Origin of the sequence: Armatimonas sp. (assembly GCF_031410135.1) — a bacterium.
Taxonomy (GTDB): Bacteria; Armatimonadota; Armatimonadia; order Armatimonadales; family Armatimonadaceae; genus Armatimonas.
In genome coordinates this window covers 1-2,280 of the sequence record NZ_JANNYP010000425.1, presented here as the reverse complement: position 1 = coordinate 2,280, position 2,280 = coordinate 1, and the positions used below count along the sequence as shown (strand labels likewise).

Sequence of the window (2,280 nt, the reverse complement as noted above, 5' to 3'; positions counted from 1 at the left end):
CGCTCGTGCCATGCCTTCGGGTGTCGCCGTGAGGGCCACCACTTCCTCAGGGAGTGCGTCAATTGTCAGTGTCATGGTTACTATTGTACAGGATGGTAAAGCTCCCTACCCATCACACTCTCGGATTCCGCCTGCCATCACAATGCTGTTTTGGTATAATCACCTCATGTCCAGCTCCCGCGCCACTGTCACCTACCGGCCTGATACCGATGAGGAGCGCCTCATTGCGCTTCTGAGTCACAAGACGGGGTTGGACACGTCCCGCCTCCTCGGGCTGGCGGTACGACAAATGGCAGAGCGGGAAGGGGTTGCCGACGCGCCCCATGTGCGTCTGAGTGCCGAGGAGCAAGCTCAGCTTGAGGGAATCAATCACGAGCTGCCCCGCACTTTCTGGAAGCGCTACCGGGCACTGGTGGCGAAACTCGAAGACGAGACACTCACCCAGGACGAGCGGCAGGAGTTTCTGACACTTACCCAGAAGAGCGAAGCCTGGAACGTCCGGCGGCTGGAGCTGCTGGAAGCGCTGGCGCAAAAACGCGGGATGCACTTCCCCGAGCTGATGAAGGCTCTGGAAATCCAACACCATCCCCATGCCCGCTCTGGCTTGTGGGCATCACCGCAACAGGCTGTGCAACAGTAGAGCGCCTGCATCTCAACCGCCCTGAGCTTCTCACGCTCCGCCGACTCCTCACGCTCGCCGAGCAACACCCACCGGTGTGATTCCAGCTACCCGTCGCCCTCTCGGGTTTCGCCTGCCCTTTCGTCGCGATCTTAGCGAGTCAGTACGGCAAGCTCAGGTTCGGAATTTGGGGCACTGGCGAAGACAGAAACGGGGAGAACGACGAGATCTAGCAGCCAGCCGGGGCGGTTTTCCAGAGCGTGGGCGAGCGCGATATTGTTGTCCGAGATGTCGGTGCGGCGGCGGATCAGAATTGCGACGTGCTCCTGCCCGCGCGTGGCGAGCATGTCCACATGAAACTCGGCGAGATCGGCAGGCACATCTTCGGGGGTGGGCTCTGCAAGAACCGTGAAGCCTTGCTGTCGGTACTGGTCTCGGAGCCAGTCCCGCGCCGCCCAGACCGTCCGAACATGGCGGGGAAGCTCTTCGGGCAATCCTTCAATCATAGTAGTTCCTCATGGCTTGGTGCATCCTCCACACGGACATAGACAAACTCGGTCTCGCTTCGGATCGTCTGCATCAGCAAGGCGGAGTGTCTGCCGGAGCGGAAGCGAAACTGCACCTCGATGCTCGTGCGTCGAATCGCGGTATCGGTCACCTGGCGGTCGTCCTCGTACACCAATCCATTGAGCGCGTCCTGGATCGGCTTGAGAAGATTGTCATTATCGAGATAGGCAGGAAGCCGCCCGAAAAAGTAGACAACGACGAGCAAGCACGGCTGGGTCGTGGGCGGTTGTTCCTCGGGCCATGCAGTCACCGCAGCCGTGCGCACCGTTTCCTGCCACTGCCGAAGAAGCGCTTTGTTGTTCGATTGGTGGGAGATGGGCCTCCCGACCACCACAAACTCAAAGGGCTGCATTGTGCACAGTATACCGCTAAGCGCTACCCGTCCCCCTCGCGGGTTCCGCCCGCCATCTCGTACTGGCTGCTGTCTTTGCCAAACGCGACGCCAACCCCGGCAAGCATCTTCGTCGAGCGTTTCTTCAGCGCCTTCTCCACGTCTTGAAGCTCGTTGAGTGCGTTGTCAGCGGCGGCGAGGATCTGGTTGTAGGCACTCAGCTTGGTCTGCACCGCAACGATCTCCGACTCGTAGGCAGCAAGCGTGTTGCCGTGGCCCAAGTCCAAAGCCGGGTCAATCTTCTTCAAGTTGTCTCGCCGCGTCTGAGCCGCTTCTAGTGCAGCAGAAGTACGTCGTTTGTATCCCATCGTTTTCTTGATTCCTTCCAAGAGATGGAGAAATTTTATCAGCCTGGTAAATAATCGTCAATAAAATTGCAATAAATGGAGATGCATTTTGAGAAAATGGAGATGTGTTTGTAGGAGAAGAAGATAGAATTACAGAAAATGGAGATGCATGTACAAAAAATGCTCAAGCAAATACAGCATTTGCTTGAGCATCTTAAATCCTGGAGAATCGTATTCCTTATATTTCCCCCACGTGTGGGGGCCAGGGGGCAGGCTTACTTACGACGCTTCGCCACAACCCTACCGACAACGCCCAGTGCAAGCAACGCCAGCGTGCCTGGCTCGGGAGCGGAGGAAGAGCTTGCCACTCCTACCACCACATTATCCATCGTGTTAAATCGGGAGGGGGAATTTCC

Annotated in this window: 5 protein-coding genes; 1 reads left to right on the top strand and 4 read right to left on the bottom strand. The window is 57.5% G+C overall.

Translation table 11 applies throughout. From position 1 onward, the window contains the following. Window positions 1-166: 166 nt before the first annotated feature. Window positions 167-640, top strand: a complete 474-nt coding sequence (locus tag RMO15_RS15705) for a hypothetical protein (RefSeq protein ID WP_309714393.1) — start codon at window positions 167-169, stop codon at window positions 638-640. A 131-nt stretch (window positions 641-771) separates the two neighbouring features. Here RMO15_RS15705 and RMO15_RS15700 read toward each other — a convergent pair whose 3' ends face one another. The 4 genes from RMO15_RS15700 to RMO15_RS33305 all read right to left on the bottom strand — a co-directional run bounded on the left by RMO15_RS15700 (window position 772) and on the right by RMO15_RS33305 (window position 2,253). Then, complete coding sequence (locus RMO15_RS15700) at window positions 772-1,125, bottom strand: hypothetical protein (protein WP_309714392.1); 354 nt, start codon at window positions 1,123-1,125, stop codon at window positions 772-774. After that, window positions 1,122-1,538 carry a RusA family crossover junction endodeoxyribonuclease gene (locus RMO15_RS15695; protein ID WP_309714391.1) on the bottom strand — a complete coding sequence of 139 codons (417 nt, stop codon included), beginning with the start codon at window positions 1,536-1,538 and terminating at the stop codon, window positions 1,122-1,124. The genes RMO15_RS15700 and RMO15_RS15695 overlap by 4 nt, the downstream gene beginning before the upstream one ends. 23 nt (window positions 1,539-1,561) lie before the next feature. After that, window positions 1,562-1,885 (bottom strand): hypothetical protein, encoded by a 324-nt coding sequence (locus RMO15_RS15690; RefSeq protein WP_309714390.1) that lies wholly within the window; start codon window positions 1,883-1,885, stop codon window positions 1,562-1,564. A 254-nt stretch (window positions 1,886-2,139) separates the two neighbouring features. Then, window positions 2,140-2,253 carry a PEP-CTERM sorting domain-containing protein gene (locus RMO15_RS33305; protein ID WP_369016121.1) on the bottom strand — a complete coding sequence of 38 codons (114 nt, stop codon included), beginning with the start codon at window positions 2,251-2,253 and terminating at the stop codon, window positions 2,140-2,142. Window positions 2,254-2,280 lie beyond the last annotated feature (27 nt).

Bases quoted from the DNA above. Each gene is read 5' to 3' on its own strand.
- RMO15_RS33305 (WP_369016121.1), bottom strand. From the start codon at position 2,253: ATGGATAATGTGGTGGTAGGAGTGGCAAGCTCTTCCTCCGCTCCCGAG.
- RMO15_RS15690 (WP_309714390.1), bottom strand. From the start codon at position 1,885: ATGGGATACAAACGACGTACTTCTGCTGCACTAGAAGCGGCTCAGACG.
- RMO15_RS15700 (WP_309714392.1), bottom strand. From the start codon at position 1,125: ATGATTGAAGGATTGCCCGAAGAGCTTCCCCGCCATGTTCGGACGGTC.
- RMO15_RS15705 (WP_309714393.1), top strand. From the start codon at position 167: ATGTCCAGCTCCCGCGCCACTGTCACCTACCGGCCTGATACCGATGAG.
- RMO15_RS15695 (WP_309714391.1), bottom strand. From the start codon at position 1,538: ATGCAGCCCTTTGAGTTTGTGGTGGTCGGGAGGCCCATCTCCCACCAA.